Consider the following 21,795-nt stretch of genomic DNA (forward strand, 5'->3'; position numbering starts at 1 on the left):
TCAGTTCAAGCCTTGAAATCGCCGGACTTGACTAGCTCATCGGTAACCCTATCGACCGCCCGCTTGGCCCGCGCGATGATCTCGTCGACCTCGTCACGCGTGACCACCAGCGGCGGCGCGAAGCCGAGAATGTCGCCGTGCGGCATGGCGCGGGCGATCAAGTCCTCGTCCACGGCGGCGGCGCTGATCCGCGGGCCGACCTTGAGAGCCGGCGCGAACTGCGCGCGGGTCGCCTTGTTGGGCGAGAACTCCAGCGCGGCCAGCAGGCCGACGCCACGCACGTTGCCGACCAGCGGATGCTCGCCGAAAGTGGCCTGCAGCTGCTGTTGCAGGTAGGCGCCGGTCTCGGCGGCATTCTGGGTCAGGCCCTCGCGCTCGATGATCTCGAGATTGGCCAGGCCCGCTGCGGCACCCAGCGGATGACCGGAATAGGTCCAACCGTGGCCGATCGGGCCGTATTCGCCGGTGCCCTGCTCCAGCACGCTCCATACCTTGTCGCCGACGATCACGCCGGACAGCGGCTGATAGGCGCTGGTCAGGCCCTTGGCGACGGTGATCAGGTCGGGCTTCATGCCGTAGAAGTGCGAGCCGAAGTCGGTGCCGATACGCCCGAAACCGGTGACCACTTCATCGGCGATCAACAGCACGTCGTACTTGGCCAGCACCTTCTGGATTTCTTCCCAGTAGCCCTCCGGCGGCGGCACGATACCGCCGGTACCCAGCACCGGCTCGCCGATGAAGGCGGCCACGGTATCCGGGCCCTCGCGGAAAATCATCTCCTCAAGCTTCTGCGCACAGTCCTTGGCGAACTCGCGCTCGCTCATGTTGGCCTGGGCGTCGCTGCGGCGGTAGTAGTACGGCGCCTCGGTATGGCGGATGGTGTCGATCGGCAGATCGAAATGGTTATGGAACGCCGGCAGGCCGGTCAGCGAGCCAGAGGCGATGCCCGAGCCGTGATAGCCGCGCTGGCGCGAGATGACCTTCTTCTTCTGCGCGCGACCGAGCACGTTGTTGTAGTAACGCACGATCTTGAGCTGGGTCTCGTTGGCGTCACTACCAGACATGCCGTAGTAGACCTTGGACATGCCCATGCCGGCGAGCTTGATGATCTTCTCGGACAGCTCGATCAGCGGCTCGTTGGAGGTGCCGACATAGGTATGATAATAGGACAACTCGAGCGCCTGCTTGTAGATCGCCTCGGCCATCTCGGTACGACCATAACCGATGTTCACGCAATACAGGCCGGCGAAGCCGTCGATCGTTTCGCGGCCTTCCTTATCAACGATCTTGATGCCCTTGCCGCCGGTGATCACACGCCCCGGTGCATCGCCATGCGCGTAGTCGCGCAAATGGGTAGAGGCGTGAAACGTCACCTTGCGATCGCGTTCGATCAGGTCGTTCTGAGTGGTCATGGCAATCTCCTAAGCATGTTCAAAGCAAACGTGTTTCATAGAAAGTTGAAGGTTCTTAACCAACACCGAAGAGCTCTACGAGCGGTGGCTAGACAAGGCGCACTTTGACAAGGGCCGCGGAGTTTACATGGCGTAAATGAGCATGCCCGAGTCAAAGTCCAACGCCGTATAGCCGCAGCGCAGTTAGCTCCCTGATACAGAGCCAAGGCCACCGAGGCAGTAATACTTGGTATCCAGATACTCATCGATACCGCTGGTGCCGCCCTCGCGCCCCAGGCCGGATTGCTTCACCCCACCGAAGGGAATCGGCGGGCCGGTCATCTTCACGCTATTGACCGAGACCATGCCGTTCTGCAGTGCCCGCAGCATCTTCCAGATTCGGCGGATGTCGTGGGTGAAGATATAGGCAGCGAGACCGTATTCGGTGTCGTTGGCCAGTTCGATGGCCTCGTCGTCGCTGCTGAATTTGGTAATCCCGGCCACCGGGGCGAAGTTCTCCTCGCGCCAGATCTTCATCTGTGCCGTCACGCCGGTCACCAGCGTCGGCATGAAGAAGTTGGGACCGGGGGCCATGGACTGATCGCCATGCACCAACGTCGCGCCCTTGGAAAGCGCGTCGTCGACGATGCTTGCGGCCTTTTCCACGGCACGCCCATGAATCAGCGGACCGAGATCGATCTCGCTGACCAGCCCGTTGCCGACCTTGAGCGCCTTCATGCGCTCGGCAAAGCACTCGACGAACTCGTCGTGCACGTCTTCGTGAACCAGGATGCGATTGGCGGCCAGGCAGTCCTGCCCAGCGGTCTGGAACTTGGCGGCGACGGCGGCCAACGCGGCTTCCTTGGGATCGACATCAGGGCCGACGATGAACGGCGCGTTGCCGCCCAGTTCCAGCGACACCCGCTTGACGGTGCTGGCGCATTGCTCGAGCAGCAGCCGACCGACCGGCGTGGAACCGGTGAACGACAGTGCCTTGACGCGCTCTTCGCTGCACAGCACTTCGGAAACCATCGCGGCATCGCCCAGCACCACGTTGAACACGCCGGCGGGAATACCCGCGCGCTCGGCCAGTTCGGCCAGCGCCAGCGCACTGAACGGCGTTTCGCTGGCCGGCTTGACGATCACCGGGCAGCCGGCGGCCAGGGCAGCGGCGGCCTTGCGGGTGATCATCGCCAGCGGGAAGTTCCACGGCGTGATCAGCGCAGCCACCCCGACCGGCTCCTTGATGGTGCCCAACGCGGCATTGGGAATATGACTAGGAATGGTCTGGCCGAAGGTGCGCTTGCCTTCTTCAGCGAACCAGCGCACGAAGCTGGCGCCGTATTCGACCTCGCCACGCGCGTCGGGCAGCGGCTTGCCCTGCTCGAGCGTCATGATGGTGGCCAGGTCCTCACGGTTGGCCTGCAGCAGGTCGTACCAGGCCAGCAAGCGCTCGCAACGCTCGTCGACGCGCAGCGCCCGCCATTGTACGAAAGCGCTATCGGCGGCGGCCACGGCGGCACTGATCTGACCCGGCTCGAGCGACGGTATGTGTCCCAGCGTCTCGCCAGTCGCGGGATCTATCACGGCCTCTTCATGGCCACCATCGCCGTGCACCCATTTGCCGTCGATATAGGCATACTGGCGAAAAAGACGCGGATCGTTAAGCTTCATAGGACACCTCCCCCGAACACGCCGGCGGGGCTACCACCGGCTGCAAAACATGGCGACAGCCTGGCTGTCGATGTGCTCAGGATAAGGGGTTATGGCGAGGGAGAATTTTCGATAATAGGGCGTTGCAATGTGTTTCTTTTTGTCCCGCTGCATCTAATTGCAGAATTTTCTGTGGATGGCCTAACACCCTGTCGCGAGACGAAAAGCACCCGACGATCAGGCGTCGTTCACCTGAATGGGCGGCGTTTCATCCTTGACTGTCTTGGTCACGATGTAGGTGAAGTAGCGCTCGATGCCCAGCTCCGAAGTCAGCCAATCGTCGATCAGTCGCTGATAGGCATCGACGGATTTGGACTCGACCTTGACCAGATAGTCCACGCCGCCGCCCACGGCCACGCATTCAGTGACCTCGGGGGTATCGCGCATGGCGTTCTCGAAGCGCAGGAAGCTCTCGGCGTTGTGTTGCTTCAGCTCGATCTGCATCCATACCGGCGTGCGCTTGAGTACCACGCGAGGATTGATCCGCGCGCCGTAGCCTTCGATGATGCCGGCCTTTTCCAACCGCCGCACCCGCTCCCAGCACGGACTCACCGAGAGACTGATCGCCTCGGCCAGTCGCGATTTGGTGATGCGGCCGTCCTTGGCCAGAATTTCCAGTATCTTGAGATCGTAACGGTCGAGCTTCATGCGTGGATTGAGCCTTATAAATCGAGCGAATCGACGACTTCGGCAATAACGGCAATGGTATCGCCCATATTGACCTGAGCCGGGAAGCGTCGCGCCACCAGCAGGCCGCTGCGCTCGGCACGGTATTCCACCGGCACCGCACCGGTGCGGGTCATGTCGTAAACGCGGGCAATCACGTCGCCCATGCTCACTGTATCACCCAGGGCTAACGTAAGCTCGAGCAGGCCGGTATGTTCGCTTTGCACATAGCAGGAGGCGTCGGGCATATCGACGTAGACCTGCGGCTCGGCCGGGGGTTCGAGCTCGCCATCGACCAGGCCATAATGAATCAGGAAGTTGCGCACGCCACGCTCGGCGATCACCATGCGCTCCGGCGTGGTGGTGCCGCCGCCGCCGAGTTCGGTGGCAACGAAAATCTTGCCCTGACTCTCCACTGCGGTGTCGAACAGCCTGGCGGCATCGAGTTCGAACATCACCATCGCGGTCGGTGCGCCAAAAGCCTTGGCCCCTTCCAGCGCCTGGCGTTGCTGTTGCTTATCGTCGAGCAGGTGCGAAGCGGCGAACGGCACGATATCCAGCGTGCGACCGCCGGAATGCAGGTCGAGCACGACATCGACCAAGGGCACCAGGGTACGCGTGAAGTAATCGGCGATCTGCTCGGTGACGCTGCCATCGGGATCGCCGGGGAAGCTGCGATTGAGATTGCCGCCATCCATCGGCGAGGTACGCCGCCCGGCCTGGGCCGCCGGCATGTTCATCATCGGCACGATGATCACCCGGCCGTGCACGTCCTCGGCCTTGAGACTGTTGGCCAGCTTCAAAAGCGCGGTGATGCCCTCATATTCATCGCCGTGGTTGCCGCCGGTAAGCAGCGCGCTTGGGCCCTCGCCGTTATTGACCACGGTGAGCGGAATCATCACCGCGCCCCAGGCGGACTCATCGTTGGAAATCGGCAGCTTGAGAAAGCCGTGCTGCACGCCCTGTGCGTCGAAGTCGACAGTGGCGGAAATCGGACTGGGCCGCTTACTCATGGTTGTCCTCTCGTTGCATGCTCGTTGTCTGCTGACGGGCTGGTGAATGACTCGCGTATCATTATTTGACGAAGAGCTGGCGTGGGAAATTGGCCAGCGGCTCGGCGCCCTGCTCGGTGATCAGGATACTCTCGGTGATCTCGAGCCCCCAATCGTCCATCCACATGCCCGGCATGAAATGGAAAGTCATGCCCGGCTCGAGAATCGTCTCGTCGGATGGGCGCAGACTCATGGTGCGTTCGCCCCAATCCGGCGGATAGCTGATGCCGATAGGATAGCCGCAACGCGCGCCGCCGCGGTCGAAGCCGTATTTATCCATCGCCGCGCCCAACGCCATGGCGATATCCGCGCAACGGTTGCCGGGCTTGGCCACCGCCAGGCCATTCTCGATGCCTTCGAGCAGCGCCGATTCGCCGCGCACGAACTCCTTCGGCGGCTTGCCGAGAAACACCGTGCGCGACAGCGGCGCGTGGTAGCGCTTGAAGCAACCAGCGATCTCGAAGAACGTGCCTTCGCCTTCGCGAAACGGCGTGTCGTCCCAGGTCAGGTGTGGCGCCGCCGCGTCGGAGCCGGTCGGCAGCAGCGGCACGATGGCCGGGTAGTCGCCGCCATGAACGGTGCCATCCGGTGCCGTCCAGCCCTCGATGCCGACGCGATAGATCTCGGAGACCAGCTTGCTCTTGGCTAGCCCCGGCTCGATCATCTCGAGAATGCGCGAGTGCATGCCCTCGACGATGCGCGCGGCGACCCGCATGTAGGCGATTTCCTGCGGCGACTTGATCGCCCGGCACCAGTTGACCAGCGCGTTGGCATCCATGAAGCGCGCATGGGGCAACTCTCGGAGCAGGCTCTGGTAGGCCTTGGCGGAGAAATAGTAGTTGTCCATCTCCATGCCCACCACGCCCTCGTGCCAGCCACGCTCCGGCATGATCGACTGGGCGAGATAATCCATCGGGTGCATGTCCGGATTCTGCACGTAGTAATCCGGGTAATAGGTGATGTTCTCGGGGTCGATCCAGCAGGTGCGCAGCGCGCCGTTACTGTCCTGGCGACGGCCGTACCACACCGGCTCGCCTTCGAGCCCCAGCAGCACGCATTGATGCACATAAAATGACCAACCGTCGTAGCCGGTCAGCCAGGCCATATTGGAAGGGTCGCTGACGATCAGCACGTCGATGCCACGGCTGGCCATCGCGCGACGCACCTTCCACAGGCGGTTTGCATATTCTTCACGGGTGAACGGTAGGGAAACCTCGATCATGGCCTCGCCCCAAAACGAAATCGCCAAAACCGACCTGCCCCCTGAGTCGTGGTAGGTCGAGTCGCCGTCATGGACATTCTTGGTGTCTTCCTCTCGACCCAGCGCATCAGCGCGCCCTTGAAGAAGCTGGCATTATTATTGTCATGACTTTCGATTATTTTAAATCATGACAATTGCCTATCAATGTCCTTATGCGGATACTAGCACTAGGGCAGAGCTGGCCGTCAAAGGCTTTATTGAATCATGACAATTGACCTGACACCGTACCTGTCCGAGCATGGCCCCAAGTATCTGGCCATTGCCCGGGCGCTTTCCGAGGCGATTCGTCAAGGCGAATTGACGCCCGGCACCCGGTTGCCGACGCATCGACAGTTGGCCGAGTCGCTGAGTGTCAGCGTGCAAACCGTATCGCGGGCCTACGCTCAGGCTGAAAAGATGGGTCTGGTGCAGGCACGCGTGGGCAGCGGCACCTGGATCAACAGTCTCGACGACTCCCGCGAATCGGAGTATTTGCGTGTCAGCGAACCGCGCTTCGAGGCGGCCTCGATCGACCTGTCGATCGCCCATCCGGTCTGCCTGCCCATGCATCACCTGCGCTTTCGCGAGGCGCTGGCCGAGCTGGCCGATCAGGCTTCTCCCGATGTGATCGCCGCCTGCCGCCCGATTGCCGGGTTGATACACCAGCGCGAGCGCGCCAGCGCCTGGCTGCACGAGCGACTCGGCGTACCCGGCGACGTCGACGACCGCCTGCTGTGCAACGGCGCCGCTCACGGGCTGATGTTGGCGATCGCCACCGTGGTTCAGCACGGCGACGTCGTGCTGACCGAGGCGCTGACCGATCATGGGCTGATTGCGCTGTCGCGCACGCTGGGCTTTCAGCTACGCGGCGTGGCCATCGACGACGAAGGCATCGTGCCCGAAGCGCTGGACGCCGCCTGCCGACGTTTTCAGCCACGCGCGGTGTGCCTGACCCCGACCCAGCTCAACCCCACCGGAGCGACCATGAGCCAGGCCCGCCGCGATGCGGTGGCCGAAGTGTTGATTCGGCATGGTATCTGGCTGATCGAGGACGACGTCCATGCGCTGCTCGAGCCGCCCGGCCTGACGCCGCTTACCGCGCGGCTGCCACGCCAGAGCTTTCACGTCACCAGCCTGACCAAGGTGACTGTGCCGGGACTGCGCGCCGGCTACCTGAGCGTGCCACGCGGCCAGCTTCACCACACCCTGCCGCGCCTGCGCGCCACCAGTTGGATGGCCACGCCGCTGATCTTCGAGCTCGCCGACCTGTGGCTGGCCAACGGTACCGTCGATGAGTTGGCCGGCGAGCAACGCCGGCTGCTCGACGAGCGCCAGCGGCTGGCGGCACGCCGCCTGCGCGGGCACGAATTCTCGGCCCGCCCCAGCAGCCTGCATGTGTGGCTGTCGTTGCCGCCGACCTGGCGTGCCGAGGAGTTACAGCAACAGGCCGAGCAGGAAGGCCTGGCGATTACCACGGCGCAACCGTTCATGGTCGAGCAGACGCCGCCGCCGCGCCGGGTACGCCTGAGCCTGGGCGCCGAAACCGATATCGAGCGCCTGGATCGAGGCCTGGAACTGTTGGCACAGTTGCTCGACGAGGCGCCGCCACCGATGCTGCAGATCGTTTATTAGGGAACCACTGTATAATGCCTGCACGGACGAATGGCTGCGTTGCGCGGTACTCGAAGACTCGCCTAACCTCATGTTATGTCTCGCCTTCTGTGTGCCGTGCGCCTTGCCATTCATTCCGTTCGACAATTTATTCAGTAGTTCCTTGGGCCCACTTCAAATTGCTGCACTCGGCGATACGTCGTTAAGATTGCCTTCCAAATGCTCATGCCCTGCGTGGAGAAAAAATGCGCGTATTAGTCCACATTAGCGATGCCGATGCCTGGCGCGACGCGCTGGCCAAGCGCCTGCCCGATGCCGACGTCGTTACCAGCGACGACGACAGCGACACCGCCGCCGACTATCTCGCCGCCTGGAAACCGCCGGCCGAGCTGCTCAGGAAACAGACGCGCCTGAAAGGCATCGTCAATCTCGGTGCGGGCGTCGATGCCCTGCTCGCCACTCCCGGCCTGCCGAGCAACGTACCGATCGTCAAGCTGCGCGATGCCGGTATGGGCCCGCTGATGGCCGATTACTCGCGCTACGGCGTGCTGCACTTTCAGCGCGATTTCGACCGTTACCTGGGCCAGGAAGCCAACGCCGAGTGGCGCGAGGTGCCATTGATCGACAAGGCCGACTGGCCGGTCGGCGTACTCGGGCTCGGCGCGATTGGCGCGCACGTCGCCCAGGCGTTGGCTGCCGATGGCTTCCCGGTACACGGCTGGAGCCGTTCGCCCAAGGCGCTCGACGGCGTGACCTGCCACCATGGCGACGACGGCCTGCCGACGTTGCTCGGCGCGGTGCGTACGCTGATCACCCTGCTGCCAGACACCACCAGCACGCGTGGCATCATCAATGCCACAACCCTGGCACAACTGCCCGAGGGCGCCAGCCTGATCAATCCCGGTCGCGGCACGCTGATCGACGAGGCGGCGCTGCTCGACGCGCTGGGGCCGGCTCGACAGCCCGGTCGGCTGCGCGGCGCCATTCTCGATGCCTTCGCCGAAGAACCGCTGCCAAGAACCAATCCACTGTGGGCTCATCCGAGAGTGCGTATCACCCCGCATATGGCTGGCCCCACTCCGGTGCGCGACGCCGCCGATCAGGTCGCCGAATCGATCCGGGCCATGGAAAACGGCGATCCCATCGAAACCATCGACCCCCAGGCCGGGTACTGATCATGCCGATTCAGCGCAGCATCGTTCACCTCATCGACAAGCAGCCCGACGGCCAACCGGCGGTACTCCATGCCCGCGACAGCGAGTTGGCCGCCTCCCAAGCCATGGAGGACCTGCTGGCCAGGCTCAACGACACCTACAACGCCAAACCCAAGGTCTGGGGATTTTTCAATAACGACAGCGTCACCTACCCGTTCAGCACATGGCTGGGGCGCTACCTGGACGACGGCGATTTCGTCGCTTTCAGCCGTCAAGCGGCGGATCACCTGAAAACGCTGATGGAAGGCAACAACCTTTCGGTGGGCGGCCATGTGCTGTTCGCGCATTATCGCCAGGACGAGAGCGACTACCTGGCCATCGCCCTGCTGCATCACAGCGAAGGCGTCGGCGTTACCGAATCGCTGGACGTCGCCTCGACGCGCCAGCTCGACCTCGCCCAGTTGCATCTGGCGGCGCGTATCGACCTATCCGACTGGCGCAGCGATGCGCCCTCGAAACAGTACATCTCCTTCACCAAGGGCAAGGGCGGCAAACGCATCGCCGACTACTTTCGCGACTTCATCGGCTGCGAGGAAGGCCTCGATGCGCCCGGCGAAACGCGCACCCTGCTCAAAGCCTTCAGCGATTATGTCGAAAGCGAGGACTTCGCCGAGGAACAGGCCCGTGAAAAGACCGACAACCTGATCGATTACGCCAACACCCAGGCGCGCGCCGGCCAACCGATCACCCTGGACGAACTTTCCGGACTGGTCGACGATGAACGGCCCAAGGCGTTTTACGATTACATACGCAACAAGGATTACGGTCTCGCCGCCGAGATCCCACCGGATAAACGCACCCTGCATCAGTTTCGCCGGCTCACCGGCCGCGCCGGGGGATTATCGATCAGCTTCGAGAGCCATCTGCTCGGCTCGCAGGTCGAATACGACGAAACCCAGGACCGACTGATCATTCATCAGGTGCCGACGTCGCTACGCGATCAGATCAAGCGGCGCGGGGAATAGTATCTTCCGATAGAGCAGTCCCCTCTTCAGCGCCGAGCGCGAATGAAATAATCGTAACCCTCGACGCCGGGCTTGAGCACGCCGCGCTCGTCCCAGTCGCTCCAGCCGGTAAAGGGGATCGGTGTGTCCTCTTCCAGATTCTCCAGGCGTTGCGCCCAGTCTGCCTTATACGTCTCTAGCTGGGCCTTGAAGGTATCCTGCGCCTGGTAAATCGGGCCGCCGCCCTGAATGCCATGAGCGAGAAACGGCGGCAACACGTCATAGCCCATGTAATACAGCGAGTAGTTCATCGGCCACAGCAGCAGTTCGATATCGCCGCCGCGACCGTTATGCCCAAAGGTCGCCGCTGGCCCGCCGGTGGTGACCGAGCAGATGGCGCGACGCCCGCGAAAATGGCCGCAATCGTAGCGGCGCTTGCCCGTATACAGCCCGCCATAGACGAACACGCGATCCATCCAGCCCTTCAACATGGCCGGCTGGGCGTGCCACCACAGGGGAAACTGGAAGACCACCAGGTCCGCGCGCTCGAGCCGTGCGATCTCGCGCTGCACGTCGGCCGGCAGCGTGGCTATTTCGCTGTTATAGCGCTGCTCAGTCAGCGCAGAGAAGGTTCGCGGATCGCTGCGCTGAGCATAGTGCTGTGGCCCTTCCGCCGGCTCGAAGCCCTCGGCGTAGAGATCTGACACCTCCACCGTATGACCGAGCCGCTGCAGTGTTTCGACCGCTACATCCTTTAGTGCGGCATTGAAGGAGTGGGGCTCGGGATGGCAATGGACGATCAGTACATGCATGTCGAAGTCCTCTTCCTGTGAATCGCAGAGGCTTCAAACGATAGACTTTGCATAATAGGATTGAAATTATCCATTATCAAAAACCAACTTTGCAAAAATGCACAACAAAATTCTTTGGGACGACCTTAAAACCGTCATGGCCATTGCCGAGGCTGGTTCTCTGTCGGGCGCGGCGCGCTGGCTAGGCGTCAGTCATGCCACGGTCTTCCGGCGCCTCGGTGATACCGAGTCGCGCTTGGGTGCCAAGCTGTTCGAGCGCTCGCGGACTGGCTATGCACCGACACCGGCGGGCGAGGATATCGCCGCCTCGGCACGGCGCATCGAGGCCGAGGTATTGGGTGTCGAGCGGCGTGTGGCCGGGCGGGATCTACGCCCTTCGGGCAGCGTTCGTATAACCACCACGGACACGTTGCTCGCCGGGTTGCTGTCGCCGATCTTCACGGCCTTTCGCCGTTCACATCCGGAAATTTTTCTGGAAATCGCGGTTTCCAATCAACTTTTCAACTTGACCAAGCGCGAGGCCGATGTCGCCATTCGCCCCTCTCTGGCACCCCCGGAAATGCTGGTCGGGCGCCGCATCGGCACCATCGCGCAAGCGATCTACGCTTGTTCCAACACGCAGATTGCTCATGACGGCACAGCGGAGTTCAGTGACCTCGATTGGGTGGGGCCGGATGAGCGGCTGGCGTACCGTCCATTGGATGTCTGGATGGCAGGCCACGGAGTCGATGAGCGCTGCCACTATCGCGTCGATACGCTGATGGGAATGCTCGCGGCGGTTCGCGATGATATCGGGGTGGCTGTGCTGCCCTGCTATTTATGCGATGGCGACGAGCGATTGGCGCGAGTCGGCGAACCGATCGCCGAACTTGCGACCGACCTATGGCTACTGACTCACCCGGACCTGCGCCGGGTCGCGCGAATTCGGGCCTTCATGGATTTCGTGGCGCAAGCGGTGAAAGAGAGGCGCGAGCAACTTCTGGGTGTATGACTTAAGCCGTGGATGACGAACCGTGCGCCCCAACTACTCTGGTGTCGCTCCGACACCAGAGTAGCCCTCGGTGTTTAAAGACCTGAACGCCTACGCTTGGCGGTAGCGAGACCATCTCCCGGTCAATGCACCACCATTTCGTGAGCGATCTGCTCCCCATTCAGAGCCGATGGATAGTAGGTCGGCCAGTTGGTGACTTCTTGCAGCAGTGCTTCGCGATCGTCGCCCCAATACAGGTGATAGTGATCGGCGCGAGCGGGTGAAATACCGTGATCGCTGAACTGAATGAATTGTGGTGCGTCATCATCGCCACGGGTCAGTTCGAAAATATACCTCACCCCCCTGTTGCCCGCTGCGTAGGTCAGAATCTCATACCCATCGGCGGTGTACTGCCCCTCGACCTGTTCGTTACCGTCGTGGAATGTGACCGTAGCCCCCTCGATGACAATGCGGTCGACATCGGTGCGGTAGCCCGCCTCGTAGTATTCCCGGTATTCCTGAGCGCTCTTATCACCATGCTCGGCCTTGTGAGCCATCACAGGATCGAGAGTCCCGTCTTTCAGATACGGATATACCGATTGCCAGTCACCTGCCCAATTGGAAAGCGGACGCGCCTTAACCTGACTGTCTTCGAAATAACCGTTGTGGATGTCGTCGTGATCATGTGAGTGGCCATGGTCGTGGCTGTGCTCCGAGTGTGAGTGTTGGCTTTCGGTAGGCTCCGTCACCTTCACAGTGGATGACCCCGCCCCCTCGACATTCCCGCTGCCTTGCGCCTGCGCGGCGAGTAACGCCAGCGAACCGAAAGCCAACATGCCCAAACTTTTTCTAGACATCATCTGCATCCCAACTCCCTTCGTCTGCTTATGGCATCGCGTCAATATCGACGCAGAAAAATGATATGTTATAACGTAACATAAAACAATCGATTATGCCGGTTACAAGAGATGTATCTGCCCGCCAACTGGCGCATAGAGAGTTAGAATATTAGCGGGCGCCATCGTCGATTCGCCGCTATTTTTAATCGGGCAATGACGAAGTGCGTGGCACTCACCTATCGTTGGCCTACCCTTGCCCACCGACATACCAGGAGACACACATGCCCGACACTCTGGTGCTCTACACCAACCCCATGTCGCGCGGACGAATCGCCCGCTGGATGCTCGAGGAAACCGGCGCGCCCTACCGCACCGAGATACTCGAATACGGCACGTCCATGAAGGCGCCCGAGTACCTTGCCATCAATCCGATGGGCAAGGTACCGGCCATCCGCCATGGCGACCAGGTGGTAACGGAATGCGCCGCCATTTGCGCCTACCTGGCCGACGCCTTTCCCGAAGTGGGGCTGGCGCCGCCACCCGATGAGCGCAGCGCTTATTACCGCTGGCTGTTCTTCGCCGCCGGCCCACTCGAAGCGGCCATCACCGACCGCGACCTGGGCCTGGAGCCCGATGCCGAACAGCAAGGGCGAGTTGGCTATGGTACCTACGCCGCCGTGATCGATACCCTGGAACGTGCCGTTACCGCAGGTGGCTATATTGTCGGCGAGCGCTTCACGGCGGCGGACGTGTATGTCGGTGCGCATATAGGCTGGGGCCTGCAGTTCGGCACCATCGATGATCGCCAGGCCTTTCGCGACTACTGGGCTCGGGTCAGCGAGCGCGAGGCTTATCGACGCGCCAACGCAATGGACGACGAGGCCATGCAGTAATCAGTTAGTTAATCACCGCCTGCTGCCTTGGCAACATACGCCGCAATGGACTGCAGCTGTTGCTCGCTAAGTGCACCCTTGTAGGCAGGCATGACTCCCAGACCGCCTTTTACCGCTGCATAGACACGGTCGCTATCGGGTTGAAGCACATCAAGGTTCGGGCCGATACTTCCCGTTGCTCCGGCATCGGCGAGCGTGTGGCATACGGCGCAGGGAGGTGTAGCCTTCTGGGTAAACAACTTCTTGCCCATGTCCAGGTCAGGTTCATCATCAGCAAACGCCTGAGCCGATGTAAAGCAACAAGCAAAAAGAGCCGCTACTACTGCGTAGCGGCTTTTATCAACACGATTGTCTCTCATGAAGCATTCACCCGACCGTGATTTCGATGGCGTGGTCCTGCCAACTATTGTTCCCGTAGCCACGCTCGTTCTCCACTCGGGCCTTGGGCTGTGTGTCGCCGCTGGCATCGGTCGCCCGGCTGGCAATCGTGTGGGTACCCTTACCAAGCTCAGCAGTAAACATGAACTGCCGCCACGCATAACGCCCCAGATTCGGCCCAATGAACTCGGCCTGCTGCCAGGTTTTTCCACCGTCGACGGACACTTCAACCTTTTCCACCGGATCCATGCCGCTGAATGCCACCCCATCGAGTAGCACCTTACCCGGAGCAATCTCCTTGTCAGCCGTAGGGTGATTGACCCAGCTCTTCACGTTCATCTCCCACATCGTGGGTTGATCGGGAGCCCCGCTGACACCAATGGGTCGGATGCGATAGCTGGTCTGCTGCATGCTGGCCTTGCTTTCTTCCGCCGTGAAGGCCACCCGGGCAACATACTTAATATTATTACAGCCGTAATAGCCGGGGACGACCAAACGCAGTGGGCCGCCATGAGCCAATTCCAGCGGAGCACCATTCATTTCCCAGGCGAGAATGGCGTCATCCATCGCTTTTTCCAGCGGAATCGAGCGCTCGACCACAACCGTATTACGCTCCAAGGCAGCCGGAAGCTCTTCGCCGCCGGTGCTCGTCAAGAACTTCATGCCGCTGGTGGGGCCACCCAGACTCTCGATCACATCGCGTACCCGCACGCCACTCCACACGACGGCGCCTGCAGCACCTACCGTCCACTGCGATCCACTGGCTCCGTGGGGAAAGAACCCACGGCCATTACCGGAGCATTGCAGTACCGTGGAGACGGTATGCAGGCCAATTTTCTTCAGTTCCTCAAGGGTCAATGTCTTGGGCTTCTTGACCCCTTCGAATGACACTTGCCAGGCGTCCCGGTTGGCTACGATCGTGGGGTCCGGCACCGGAAGATTATTGCGGATATACAAGCGCGTATCCGGAACGAGCGTGCTGGTGCCGAATGCCGCGCGCCGGGTCTCCATGGTAATCGGGTTAAGTCCGTGCACGATGAATGCGTCTTCGTCTTTCCAGGAGACGGCATCCGGCAACGAGGGGGCATCCTTGGCTGTCGCGCTTTCGGCGGCCCAAGCGGCACTGCCGACAGCCAATCCGCCGGCACTCAATGCGACCATCCCACCGCCGGTACCAATGGCTCGCGTAAGAAAACCGCGTCGGCTGGTCATGGCGATGTTATGGAATGGCCGCCCCGGATCCAGGGGCTCATCATGCGCCGGCTCGATATTCGATGTCTTTTCGGAATCTTTAAACATTACGCACTCCCTCTAGCTATAGAGTTTGGTAAGCCAGCGATTGTTCTTAGCTCATTTAAAGATATCCTTATTCTAATTATTGTCAAACAGGCCACTGGCGCCCATGGTCGCTACGTTAGAGCTGCTTGTGCACGATGTCCGGCGACGATCGTCTGAAAGACCCGATCAGCGCCGGGACCACGCAGGCCGCCGATAGCAGCGCACAGGCGGCGAAGCCGAGCTGCTCGAAAATCGGGCGATAGGCCAGCGCGCCGACGAATACGCAGAAATAGGTGATGGCGCTGTACAGCCCCATGATCGCGCCGCGCTGCTGGGGATCGAGCTGTGTCAAGCGGCGAACGAGCAGGTTGAGGCCGATGTGGTTAGCCACGCCCCATGCCACGCAGCACAGCATCAGGATGAAGACATGGCCGGCGCTGGCCGCCAGGCCGAGATATGTCAACGTCAGGCCCGCGAAAGCAGCCGTGGCCGCGGTCAGCGTACCGTAGCGATCGACCAGACGGCCCAGTGGTGCCGCCACGCCGAAGCCTACCCCATAGGCACAGATCGCCACGCCGGCGAACGTTGCGGGAAGCCGCAAGGCCACGCCGAGGTGTGGGCCAAGATAGCTGTAGAGACCATAAAAGGCAGTCATGTAGGCGGCGACGTTCAAGAGCACGGGCACGATCCCCGGCACTCGCAGCGCCGTGAACGGCGAGGTCGGCATATCGGCGCGTGCGGCCGTCCCCCAGTTCCGGCTCCCGCCAATCGCCACCGCCAGCCCGACCGAAGCCGCTGCCAGCAGCGAGAAAACCGCGCGCCAATGCACGATATCGGCCAATACCGCCGAGAGGCTGACCCCGGCGACCAGGCTCAGCGTCCAGCCCGTCAGCACGACGCCCAGGGTCTCGCTCTCGCGGCCTTTCTCGGCTATCTGGGCCGCTAGCGTATAGATCGCCGGCAATGCCACCCCCGCCGCCAAGCCGGCCAATGCCTGAGCGGCGCAGAGCACGATCAGCGTTGGCGACGATGCCGCGCCCATCAGTGCCACGCTCAACACCAGCAGTGCGTACAGCAAAGCACGTTCGGCGCCGATACGATCCGCCGTTGATGCCAGCGTCAGCGCACTGACCGCCGTCGAGAGCCCATAGATGGCCGATGCGGTCATGACGTTGGCCGCATCGATGCCGACGAACGACTTGGCGACCGACGCAGCGACCGGACTCAGCACCAGGGAGTTGGCGCCAATGATGGCGATGGACCCGGTCAGCAGCAGGACATTGCGGGTAAGCATGACTCTACCTAAACTAGATTCGGAAATTTTATTTAATTGCCGAATTAAGTTCTGGACAAGTGAAAATATGCCGAACGATGCAAAAACAGAAGATGTTCGGAATCGTGCTGCCGACACCCGCCCACTCGATGCCTTCGACCGAAGGATATTAGGCGAACTCGCGGTGGATGCCGGCCTCAGTTACGCCGAGCTCGGGCGGCTCGTTGGGCTTTCGGCCCCCGCCGTGCATGAGCGTGTGAAACGCCTGCGCGCCACCGGGCGGGTGCGCGGCACCGTGGCGGTGTTGGATGGCCCGGCGGTCGGCAAGTCGCTTCTGGCCTTCGTGCATGTCGACACCAGTGGATGGGGCAAGACCCAGGAGCTGATGTCGATCGCCGAATTGCCGGAGCTGGAGGAAATTCACTCGGTCGCCGGCGATACCTGCATGCTGCTCAAGGTGCGCTGCAAGAGCAGCCGCGCGCTCGAAGGGCTACTCGCCCGGCTGTATGCCACGCCCGGCGTGAAGGCCACGCGCAGCTACGTGGTGCTTTCGACCTATCTCGAACGCACACCCCAGGCCGACACCACCGATGCCTTGGAAGACGGGCACTCGATGGACAGGACTGGCACGGCCACGTTGCCGGCTGACTAATATGTCGTCTCCCCCAGGCGCGAGAGCTTGTCGGGATTGCGCATGATGTAGATATTCGTAACGCGACCGGCGTCGTCATAGGCGAAGGACACGGCCGCAACGGTCACGACCTTGCCCTCTTGACGCAGGACAAGCCCCCGGCAGCCATTGATGTCCAACGCGACCCACCGATAATCGGCCCAGAACCGGCCAAGGCGCTCGACGATGAACTCGACCACTGCCGCCTTGCCATGCAATGCCTCGAGCAAGGCCGGCACCCTGCCGCCACCGTCGGTGGCGAGCTGGACGTCATCCGAGAGCAGCGCGGCGAACGCGCTTGCCGAGCCACTGGTCACGGCTGCCTCGAAGGCGGCAAGTAGTTGTTCCTGGCGTTCAAGCGGCGTCGCATGACGCACTTTTGCCTGCTCGATATTGACGCGCGCCCGGGAGACCAACTGTCGGCAGGCGCTTTCCTTGAGCTCGAGCGTCTCCGCGATCTCCGGGTACGGAACCTCGAAGATATCGTGCAACAGATAGGCGGCCCGTTCCTTTGGCGTCAGGCGTTCCAGCGTCAGCAGAAAGGCGGTCGTCAGGGATCCCGCCAGCTCCGAGGCGTTCTCAACTCCCTCTTCGATTGGTGTATGGATCGGCTCAGGCAGCCAGGTGCCGACGTAATCCACGCGCGATTTATGCGCGGATCGCAGCAGGTCGAGACACCGGCGGGTGCAGACGGTCGTCAGCCACGCCACCGGGGCATCGATCGTATGCCGGTCGGCCTTGTGCCATTTGAGGAAGGTGTCCTGAACCGCATCCTCGGCGTCGGCCAGCGAGCCCAGGATGCGATAGGCCAACCCCAACAGTTGCGAGCGAGCTTCCTGAAAAATCTGAGCGTTATCCAAATCCGCCATAAATCAGTGCCTCGATACCTGAATTCTGTTCCACAGGTTGATCATCGCCACGGCTGCGGTCAGCGCGCCGATTTCCTTGTCGGAAAACTGCTCTCTCAAGCGCGCGCGAAGCGCCGCGAAGTCGGTTCGCGCATCGAGTACCGTCAGGGCCTCGGTCCACGCCAGGGCGGCCTTTTCTCGCTCGCTGAAATCATTGACGTGTTCCCAGACGATGACCCGGTCCAACCTCTCGTTGGTTTCGCCATCCTCGCGGGCCTCCCGGGTATGCATCTTGATACAGAAGGCGCAGCGATTGATCTGCGACGCGCGAAGCTGGACGAGGTGATGAAGGGTTCGATCCAGCCCCCGCTCACCGATCACCGCATTCGCGCCGGCCAGGGCTTGCAATACCTCGGGGATTTCCTGCTCGTACTTGATAGCGTTCGTGTCACTCACGACCTTGCTCCTTGGGATGATGAAAAATTCGACGTTCAGCCTTATGACGATTGAGCTTGAGTATTTGTGACAGACATGGCGAAAAACCGATTATTTATGCCAACACCGACTAGCTGGGTAACGGCCACGACTTCGCTACGCTAATGGCGCCCCACAACTCGGACAGAGCGTGGGTATGGTGTCGCACCGGGCCTCCCTCGACTCGGTTAGTCCTGACTCGGTGCATGGCGGCGCCGGGACCGGCTCGTATATCACATCATTCTCGGGATAAAGCGGTCTGACGATGCCCTGCTCGACATGCAAGCCGATGTCCTTGAGCAAGTGGGCATCGAGATGAGACAGCGTTCTTACGCTGTCGCGATTACGACGCAGCGCCTTGAGGGTTACGCGTAGCCGACGAAAGAACCCAGACAAGATCATTCCCCGCTCTCCTTGATATCCTTAAGACGATTGCCTATCGGCTACCCATTGCGACGGCGCGCTCGATGATCGGCCGCCAGTCGGGCTCCACGCGCAGGCCAAAGGTTTCGACCAGCACGCGCTCGATCTCGTCGGCGCTCAGCAGGCGCCGCTGCAGGTCTCCATCCGGCGTGCGTACGCTCAGGCGATTATGCGCCAGGGTGTAGCGCGCCCGCGGTGTCGTCAGCGCAACGATCAGGTCGTGTCGAAAGTGCGATGACGGGTGCGTGGCGGTAAACCAGTTGGCCAGTTCGTAGTCCACGTCGAACTGCACTTCGCTGGATAGTTCGTAGACCGGCACCCATTCATCGCCGAGTTGGGCCTCCAGCATCAAGCCGCTAGCGAGCGGCGTCAGGCGGAATGTCTCGTAGCGGGTGGCCTGCGGCTCGGTGACATCGAAGCGCAGCGGCGTGGTGAGCACGACGGAACCGAAGCCGACATCCACCAGCCAGGGCTCGCCGTCGATGACGACGCGTAGCGCCATGTGGGTGCGTGGGCGGGGTGGCGCATCGGGCGGCGCCATCCAGCGCACGCGAGCTGCCAGTCCTTCGACCTCGAACCCCAGCGCCATGAGCACCCGCTTGAACAGGCCGTTGTGCTCATAGCAGTAGCCGCCGCGAGCGGCGTCGATCAGCTTGGCATCGATGGCTTCGGGGGCGATGTCGATACCGCGATCCAACAGCACGTCGATGGCCTCGAAGGGAATCGATGCCGGGTGAAGCGCATGCAGGGCGCGCAGCGTCTCGAGCGTCGGCGTGCGTGGCCCGTAGTAACCGATACGCGCGAAATAGGCGTCGAGATTAACGTTAGCTGCCGGGCTATGATTCGGGCCATTCATGCCACCACCTGCTCATAGGGCGTGGCCCGACGCGCGGCATGCAACGCCGTTGCCCACCAACTGAGCCGCGCCAGCAGCGTCGCCATGCCTTTCCTGGCGCGCTGCGGCTCGAGTAGCTCGCCAGTGGTATCGAACTGCTCCCAGACACTGGCGAAGCTCACGGCATCCCGGATTGCCACCGCGTGCAGCTCGGCGAATACCAGGCGCAACTGCTCGACGGCGCGAGTCCCGCCCGAGCCGCCACCGTAGGAAACGAATGCGACGGGCTTGGCCTGCCATTCGCTCTTGAAGGAATCGATCAGGCACTTGAGCGCCGCCGGGTAGCCATGGTTGTACTCCGGGGTCACGACGATGAACGCATCGGCCTCGGCCATGCGCTGCTTGATCGATACCCACTCGGGATCATCGCTATCGACATGTTGGGTCGGAAATCCCACCAGGGCGGGGTCGATCAATTGCAGATCGAAGTCATCATGGCGGTCGATCTGCGTGGTGGCCCAATTGGCCACTTTGTCGCAGAAACGTCCCTCGCGCGTGCTGCCGTAGATCAGTGCGACGTTGATTTTCCTGTGCATGGGTCTCGCTCCGGTTGCGTCACGAATTACCAGTAGCGAGAACTGTAAAACCTCAGGCTTAGTTTAGGTCAAGCATTGATCTCATGGCCGACTGCGTCGATCGATCTTTTTATCCTCGGCCCGAAAGCTCGGTGGTCTCCGCGCGCCTGCGGAAATGACTCAGCGCAAAGATGATGGCGGCCTGGGCGACGATACCGACCGCCAATAGAAGGTACGGCGAGTCAACGAAGTTGGTTAGGCAATACAGGATGCCGCTGATGGACGCTGGAACCATGGCGTAGGGTATTTGCGTACGCACGTGCGCGATGTGATCGGAGCCGGCAAAGATCGACGACATGACCGTGGTATCCGAGATTGGCGAGCAGTGATCGCCGAAGATGGCTCCCGAGAAGACCGCTCCAATTGCGATTTGCACCAGTGCCATGTCGCCAAGGTTATAGGCCAGGGGCACGGCGATGGGGGTGAGAATGGCCATGGTGCCCCAGGAGGTACCCGTGGAGAAGGAAATCACCATGGCGATGGCGAAGATAAGGATCGGCAACAGGGCGGGTGACAGCCAATCTCTCGTCGCATCGACGATATGCTCACCGGTATTGAGTGCTTCGGTAACCGTGCCGATGGACCAGGCGAGGACGATGATCACCAACGCCGGCAGCATGGTACGAAACCCCGCCAGCATGGTGTTTTCGCAATCCTCCAGGGACATCCGCTGGATAAGCGCGATACCCAGGCCCGTCAATGTCATGGCGAACGCCGACCAACTCAGCGCGATACTGACGTCCGTATCGGCAAAGGCATCCATGAGCGGTTTGCCTTGCATGCCGCCACCGGTATACCAGAGAGCCCAGATACTGACACCGATCAATACCACGAGCGGCAACAGGAAATGCCATAAGCGGCCATTTTCCGTGTGCGGTTCGCCCAGTTCATTCTCGACACTCATCAGTGGGGTGTCGTCCGATGCCACCAGTTCCCCGGTGTCGGATGCGCGTTTTTCGGCCCGGCGCATGGGGCCGAAGTCGCCCATCAGGATGATCATCGGCACCGCCGCCAGGCATAGCAACGCGTAGAAATTCCACGGAATCGAGCGAAGAAAGGTCAAATAGGGTTCCGCGGTCGTCAGACTGAGGGAAACGAAGGCAGCCGCGATCAGCGATACCTGATAGCCGATCCAATCCGATACCGGCCCTAACGTGGCCATCGGCGCGGAAGTCGAGTCCAGAACCCAGGCAAGCTTCTCGCGAGAGACTCGCTTGCGCGCGGCGATATCGCGCGTGGCATTGCCCACGATCACCGAATTCACGTAATCATTGAAGAAAATGACCATGCCAAGCAGCCAGGCCGACAGCATCGCACCCTTGGCAGTCGACACCTTGGCCTCCAGCCAGCGCGCCACGGCATGCGAGCCACCGGTCTTGTACATGAAAGCGGCACCGGCACCCAGCAAGGACGTCAGTACCAGGAAGCGGGCATTCCACTCATCGGTCATCACCTTGGCGAACCAGTCGAAGGTTTGCGCGACCGCTGAGAGTGGGTTGCCGGTGAAAATCCAGGCACCGATCCAGATGCTCAAAAACAGGGATAAATTGACGCGCCGTGTCAGTAAGGCCAGAACCACGGCCGCCAAGGGCGGTATCAGGGAAATTAAGGCTTCCATGCGATGCTCCCATTATTA

Annotated in this window: 22 protein-coding genes; 6 read left to right on the top strand and 16 right to left on the bottom strand. The window is 61.4% G+C overall.

Annotated features, from left to right (window positions below):
• Window positions 1–5: 5 nt before the first annotated feature.
• The 5 genes from BLR92_RS05045 to doeA all read right to left on the bottom strand — a co-directional run bounded on the left by BLR92_RS05045 (window position 6) and on the right by doeA (window position 6,044).
• Window positions 6–1,412: an aspartate aminotransferase family protein gene (locus tag BLR92_RS05045; RefSeq protein ID WP_089726193.1), complete on the bottom strand. Its 1,407-nt coding sequence runs from the start codon at window positions 1,410–1,412 to the stop codon at window positions 6–8.
• Window positions 1,413–1,595: 183 nt separating this feature from the next.
• Window positions 1,596–3,065 carry an NAD-dependent succinate-semialdehyde dehydrogenase gene (locus BLR92_RS05050; RefSeq protein WP_089726196.1) on the bottom strand — a complete coding sequence of 490 codons (1,470 nt, stop codon included), beginning with the start codon at window positions 3,063–3,065 and terminating at the stop codon, window positions 1,596–1,598.
• Between the two features lie 216 nt (window positions 3,066–3,281).
• On the bottom strand, window positions 3,282–3,752 hold the full coding sequence (locus BLR92_RS05055) for an Lrp/AsnC family transcriptional regulator (RefSeq protein ID WP_089726197.1): 471 nt from the start codon (window positions 3,750–3,752) through the stop codon (window positions 3,282–3,284).
• 14 nt (window positions 3,753–3,766) lie between these two features.
• Window positions 3,767–4,783 carry a N(2)-acetyl-L-2,4-diaminobutanoate deacetylase DoeB gene (gene doeB / locus BLR92_RS05060; protein ID WP_089726199.1) on the bottom strand — a complete coding sequence of 339 codons (1,017 nt, stop codon included), beginning with the start codon at window positions 4,781–4,783 and terminating at the stop codon, window positions 3,767–3,769.
• A gap of 61 nt (window positions 4,784–4,844) precedes the next feature.
• Window positions 4,845–6,044: an ectoine hydrolase DoeA gene (gene doeA / locus BLR92_RS05065; RefSeq protein ID WP_089726914.1), complete on the bottom strand. Its 1,200-nt coding sequence runs from the start codon at window positions 6,042–6,044 to the stop codon at window positions 4,845–4,847.
• A gap of 243 nt (window positions 6,045–6,287) precedes the next feature.
• On the opposite strand from doeA, the gene ehuR reads away from it, so the two are divergent.
• The 3 genes from ehuR (at window position 6,288) to yejK (ending at window position 9,852) form a co-directional block, all read left to right on the top strand.
• Entirely contained in the window at window positions 6,288–7,694 is a 1,407-nt protein-coding gene (gene ehuR / locus BLR92_RS05070) for a MocR-like ectoine utilization transcription factor EhuR (RefSeq protein WP_089726201.1), read from the top strand.
• A 224-nt stretch (window positions 7,695–7,918) separates the two neighbouring features.
• Window positions 7,919–8,848 (top strand): 2-hydroxyacid dehydrogenase, encoded by a 930-nt coding sequence (locus BLR92_RS05075; protein WP_089726203.1) that lies wholly within the window; start codon window positions 7,919–7,921, stop codon window positions 8,846–8,848.
• A 2-nt stretch (window positions 8,849–8,850) separates the two neighbouring features.
• Window positions 8,851–9,852 carry a nucleoid-associated protein YejK gene (yejK, locus tag BLR92_RS05080; RefSeq protein WP_089726204.1) on the top strand — a complete coding sequence of 334 codons (1,002 nt, stop codon included), beginning with the start codon at window positions 8,851–8,853 and terminating at the stop codon, window positions 9,850–9,852.
• 26 nt (window positions 9,853–9,878) lie between these two features.
• Here the strand turns inward: yejK and BLR92_RS05085 are convergent, their stop codons facing one another.
• On the bottom strand, window positions 9,879–10,643 hold the full coding sequence (locus BLR92_RS05085) for an NAD(P)H-dependent oxidoreductase (protein WP_089726206.1): 765 nt from the start codon (window positions 10,641–10,643) through the stop codon (window positions 9,879–9,881).
• A gap of 97 nt (window positions 10,644–10,740) precedes the next feature.
• On the opposite strand from BLR92_RS05085, the gene BLR92_RS05090 reads away from it, so the two are divergent.
• A complete protein-coding gene (locus BLR92_RS05090; protein WP_089726208.1) occupies window positions 10,741–11,634 on the top strand; it encodes a LysR family transcriptional regulator in 894 nt (297 codons plus the stop codon).
• A gap of 122 nt (window positions 11,635–11,756) precedes the next feature.
• On the opposite strand, the gene BLR92_RS05095 is transcribed toward BLR92_RS05090, so the two are convergent.
• Window positions 11,757–12,479, bottom strand: coding sequence for a ZinT family metal-binding protein (locus BLR92_RS05095; protein ID WP_089726210.1), 723 nt, complete (start codon window positions 12,477–12,479; stop codon window positions 11,757–11,759).
• A gap of 254 nt (window positions 12,480–12,733) precedes the next feature.
• Between BLR92_RS05095 and BLR92_RS05100 the strand changes: the two genes are divergently transcribed.
• Window positions 12,734–13,345, top strand: a complete 612-nt coding sequence (locus tag BLR92_RS05100) for a glutathione S-transferase family protein (protein WP_089726212.1) — start codon at window positions 12,734–12,736, stop codon at window positions 13,343–13,345.
• Between the two features lie 8 nt (window positions 13,346–13,353).
• Here the strand turns inward: BLR92_RS05100 and sorU are convergent, their stop codons facing one another.
• The 3 genes from sorU to BLR92_RS05115 form a co-directional block, all read right to left on the bottom strand.
• Window positions 13,354–13,704 carry a SorU family sulfite dehydrogenase c-type cytochrome subunit gene (gene sorU / locus BLR92_RS05105; RefSeq protein ID WP_089726213.1) on the bottom strand — a complete coding sequence of 117 codons (351 nt, stop codon included), beginning with the start codon at window positions 13,702–13,704 and terminating at the stop codon, window positions 13,354–13,356.
• Between the two features lie 7 nt (window positions 13,705–13,711).
• Window positions 13,712–15,022 carry a SorT family sulfite dehydrogenase catalytic subunit gene (sorT, locus tag BLR92_RS05110; protein WP_217636538.1) on the bottom strand — a complete coding sequence of 437 codons (1,311 nt, stop codon included), beginning with the start codon at window positions 15,020–15,022 and terminating at the stop codon, window positions 13,712–13,714.
• A 115-nt stretch (window positions 15,023–15,137) separates the two neighbouring features.
• On the bottom strand, window positions 15,138–16,295 hold the full coding sequence (locus BLR92_RS05115; protein WP_089726215.1) for an MFS transporter: 1,158 nt from the start codon (window positions 16,293–16,295) through the stop codon (window positions 15,138–15,140).
• Between the two features lie 67 nt (window positions 16,296–16,362).
• Between BLR92_RS05115 and BLR92_RS05120 the strand changes: the two genes are divergently transcribed.
• Window positions 16,363–16,926 carry an Lrp/AsnC family transcriptional regulator gene (locus tag BLR92_RS05120; RefSeq protein WP_089726217.1) on the top strand — a complete coding sequence of 188 codons (564 nt, stop codon included), beginning with the start codon at window positions 16,363–16,365 and terminating at the stop codon, window positions 16,924–16,926.
• Here the strand turns inward: BLR92_RS05120 and sigJ are convergent.
• The 6 genes from sigJ to BLR92_RS05150 form a co-directional block, all read right to left on the bottom strand.
• Window positions 16,923–17,813: an RNA polymerase sigma factor SigJ gene (gene sigJ / locus BLR92_RS05125; protein ID WP_089726219.1), complete on the bottom strand. Its 891-nt coding sequence runs from the start codon at window positions 17,811–17,813 to the stop codon at window positions 16,923–16,925. The two genes, BLR92_RS05120 and sigJ, sit on opposite strands and share 4 nt — an antisense overlap.
• 3 nt (window positions 17,814–17,816) lie before the next feature.
• The gene (locus tag BLR92_RS05130; protein WP_175488727.1) at window positions 17,817–18,248 is read right to left on the bottom strand and encodes a carboxymuconolactone decarboxylase family protein; all 432 of its coding nucleotides are present in this window, start codon (window positions 18,246–18,248) and stop codon (window positions 17,817–17,819) included.
• A gap of 135 nt (window positions 18,249–18,383) precedes the next feature.
• The gene (locus BLR92_RS05135; protein ID WP_089726221.1) at window positions 18,384–18,668 is read right to left on the bottom strand and encodes a DUF1127 domain-containing protein; all 285 of its coding nucleotides are present in this window, start codon (window positions 18,666–18,668) and stop codon (window positions 18,384–18,386) included.
• A gap of 34 nt (window positions 18,669–18,702) precedes the next feature.
• Complete coding sequence (locus BLR92_RS05140) at window positions 18,703–19,545, bottom strand: arylamine N-acetyltransferase family protein (RefSeq protein ID WP_089726223.1); 843 nt, start codon at window positions 19,543–19,545, stop codon at window positions 18,703–18,705.
• Window positions 19,542–20,120 (bottom strand): NADPH-dependent FMN reductase, encoded by a 579-nt coding sequence (locus tag BLR92_RS05145; RefSeq protein WP_089726225.1) that lies wholly within the window; start codon window positions 20,118–20,120, stop codon window positions 19,542–19,544. Before BLR92_RS05145 ends, BLR92_RS05140 begins: the two co-directional genes overlap by 4 nt.
• Before the next feature lie 109 nt (window positions 20,121–20,229).
• Window positions 20,230–21,777 (bottom strand): Na+/H+ antiporter NhaC family protein, encoded by a 1,548-nt coding sequence (locus tag BLR92_RS05150; RefSeq protein WP_089726227.1) that lies wholly within the window; start codon window positions 21,775–21,777, stop codon window positions 20,230–20,232.
• Between the last annotated feature and the right edge of the window lie 18 nt (window positions 21,778–21,795).

The organism is Modicisalibacter muralis (genome assembly GCF_900102945.1).
Classification (GTDB): domain Bacteria; phylum Pseudomonadota; class Gammaproteobacteria; order Pseudomonadales; family Halomonadaceae; genus Modicisalibacter; species Modicisalibacter muralis.

Excerpts from the sequence above, each read along its gene's own strand:
- BLR92_RS05045 (WP_089726193.1), bottom strand. The coding sequence starts at position 1,412 with ATGACCACTCAGAACGACCTGATCGAACGCGATCGCAAGGTGACGTTT.
- BLR92_RS05050 (WP_089726196.1), bottom strand. The coding sequence starts at position 3,065 with ATGAAGCTTAACGATCCGCGTCTTTTTCGCCAGTATGCCTATATCGAC.
- BLR92_RS05055 (WP_089726197.1), bottom strand. The coding sequence starts at position 3,752 with ATGAAGCTCGACCGTTACGATCTCAAGATACTGGAAATTCTGGCCAAG.
- doeB (WP_089726199.1), bottom strand. The coding sequence starts at position 4,783 with ATGAGTAAGCGGCCCAGTCCGATTTCCGCCACTGTCGACTTCGACGCA.
- doeA (WP_089726914.1), bottom strand. The coding sequence starts at position 6,044 with ATGATCGAGGTTTCCCTACCGTTCACCCGTGAAGAATATGCAAACCGC.
- ehuR (WP_089726201.1), top strand. The coding sequence starts at position 6,288 with ATGACAATTGACCTGACACCGTACCTGTCCGAGCATGGCCCCAAGTAT.
- BLR92_RS05075 (WP_089726203.1), top strand. The coding sequence starts at position 7,919 with ATGCGCGTATTAGTCCACATTAGCGATGCCGATGCCTGGCGCGACGCG.
- yejK (WP_089726204.1), top strand. The coding sequence starts at position 8,851 with ATGCCGATTCAGCGCAGCATCGTTCACCTCATCGACAAGCAGCCCGAC.
- BLR92_RS05085 (WP_089726206.1), bottom strand. The coding sequence starts at position 10,643 with ATGCATGTACTGATCGTCCATTGCCATCCCGAGCCCCACTCCTTCAAT.
- BLR92_RS05090 (WP_089726208.1), top strand. The coding sequence starts at position 10,741 with ATGCACAACAAAATTCTTTGGGACGACCTTAAAACCGTCATGGCCATT.
- BLR92_RS05095 (WP_089726210.1), bottom strand. The coding sequence starts at position 12,479 with ATGCAGATGATGTCTAGAAAAAGTTTGGGCATGTTGGCTTTCGGTTCG.
- BLR92_RS05100 (WP_089726212.1), top strand. The coding sequence starts at position 12,734 with ATGCCCGACACTCTGGTGCTCTACACCAACCCCATGTCGCGCGGACGA.
- sorU (WP_089726213.1), bottom strand. The coding sequence starts at position 13,704 with ATGAGAGACAATCGTGTTGATAAAAGCCGCTACGCAGTAGTAGCGGCT.
- sorT (WP_217636538.1), bottom strand. The coding sequence starts at position 15,022 with ATGTTTAAAGATTCCGAAAAGACATCGAATATCGAGCCGGCGCATGAT.
- BLR92_RS05115 (WP_089726215.1), bottom strand. The coding sequence starts at position 16,295 with ATGCTTACCCGCAATGTCCTGCTGCTGACCGGGTCCATCGCCATCATT.
- BLR92_RS05120 (WP_089726217.1), top strand. The coding sequence starts at position 16,363 with ATGCCGAACGATGCAAAAACAGAAGATGTTCGGAATCGTGCTGCCGAC.
- sigJ (WP_089726219.1), bottom strand. The coding sequence starts at position 17,813 with ATGGCGGATTTGGATAACGCTCAGATTTTTCAGGAAGCTCGCTCGCAA.
- BLR92_RS05135 (WP_089726221.1), bottom strand. The coding sequence starts at position 18,668 with ATGATCTTGTCTGGGTTCTTTCGTCGGCTACGCGTAACCCTCAAGGCG.
- BLR92_RS05140 (WP_089726223.1), bottom strand. The coding sequence starts at position 19,545 with ATGAATGGCCCGAATCATAGCCCGGCAGCTAACGTTAATCTCGACGCC.
- BLR92_RS05145 (WP_089726225.1), bottom strand. The coding sequence starts at position 20,120 with ATGCACAGGAAAATCAACGTCGCACTGATCTACGGCAGCACGCGCGAG.
- BLR92_RS05150 (WP_089726227.1), bottom strand. The coding sequence starts at position 21,777 with ATGGAAGCCTTAATTTCCCTGATACCGCCCTTGGCGGCCGTGGTTCTG.